Source organism: Paraburkholderia nemoris, assembly GCF_905221015.1.
GTDB lineage: Bacteria > Pseudomonadota > Gammaproteobacteria > Burkholderiales > Burkholderiaceae > Paraburkholderia > Paraburkholderia nemoris.
This window is the reverse complement of sequence record NZ_CAJNBO010000105.1, coordinates 1-1,250: the sequence shown is the minus strand read 5'-3', so window position 1 is coordinate 1,250 and position 1,250 is coordinate 1. Positions and strand designations below refer to the sequence as shown.

The 1,250-nt window shown below is 59.8% G+C and carries 1 protein-coding gene; it reads right to left on the bottom strand.

From position 1 onward, the window contains the following. Positions 1-9 precede the first annotated feature (9 nt). Positions 10-1,176, bottom strand: coding sequence for an IS30 family transposase (locus KHO33_RS41845; RefSeq protein ID WP_200568574.1), 1,167 nt, complete (start codon positions 1,174-1,176; stop codon positions 10-12). Positions 1,177-1,250 lie beyond the last annotated feature (74 nt).

Genomic DNA, 1,250 nt, shown 5'->3' with positions numbered 1-1,250 from the left:
GCGGCGGATTCAACCGGTCAGCGCAACACCCAACGTTTCCGCCAGTTTCTCGGCAGGGCTCATAAATTGCAAGGTCTGACGGGGTCGACCGTTCAGTTGCGCGGCGACCTTGTTCAAGTCTGCTTGCGAATAGCCGTCCAGCGGTTTGCCTTTGGGGAAGTACTGACGAAGCAGGCCATTCGTGTTCTCGTTGCTGCCTCGTTGCCATGGGCTTCGCGGATCGCAGAAATACACTTGCACGTCCGTAGCAATCGTGAAGTTCCTGTGGCTCGCCATCTCTGAGCCGCGGTCCCATGTCAGGGACCCACGCAGTTGTTTCGGCAGTTTGTTCACCTGTTTGATCAGCGCCGACACCACACTTGCCGTGTCCTTGCCTGCCACCTTGACCAGCATCACATAACGCGAGTGCCGCTCCACCAGTGTGGCAATGTAGGTGTTGTGCGAGCCTGCCAGCAGATCGCCTTCCCAGTGACCAGGTACCGCACGGTCTTCCACCTCGGCCGGCCTTTCGCTGATCGACACCGCCCCGATTATCTTGCCCCTGTTCTGTCCACTTGCCGAGGCGCTCTTCGCCTGGCGCATCGTACGGTTCGTACGAAGATGTTCCACGAGTTCCTTCTTAAGCACCCCGCGTGCCTGGATGAACAGGCTCCGGTAGATCGTCTCGTGAGATATCTGCATGTCCTTGTTGACCCGAAACTCGCGCTTGAGCCACCCCGCTATCTGTACAGGGGCCCATTTTAATTTGAGCCTGGTCGCCACCAGCCGGCGCAGGCGCGCATTGCCTGACAGCGCACACACCTTGGGCCGCCGCGCACGCTCCCAGGCGTTCGCATCGGCCTCGTGCGCCCGATACTTGTGAATACCGCCATTGCGCTCGATCTCCCGGCTGACGGTCGATTTCGAGCGCTCCAGTTGCAGTGCAATCTGACCCATCGTTCTGCCTGCGACAAGGGCACGCGATATCTCCTCGCGTTCAGCCAGCGTCAGCGCTCGCGCAGATCTCGTGCGGGCAGGCGGGGAAATCCCGCCGTTCCTGTTCACGACGTGATAAACGCCACTCGGCTGGCGCTCAAGCATCCGCGCAATTGCGCTCAGCGACTCGCCTTCGCGCCATAGCTTCCAGATTTCGGCCTTCTGCGCGGTGTTCAACCACGGTCTTCTTTGTCGTCCCATCGTGCTCCACTCTCCATTTCCGTATTGGAACAGAGGTGTTGCATCGACCGGTTGAATCCGCCGCCGCTTTCTTT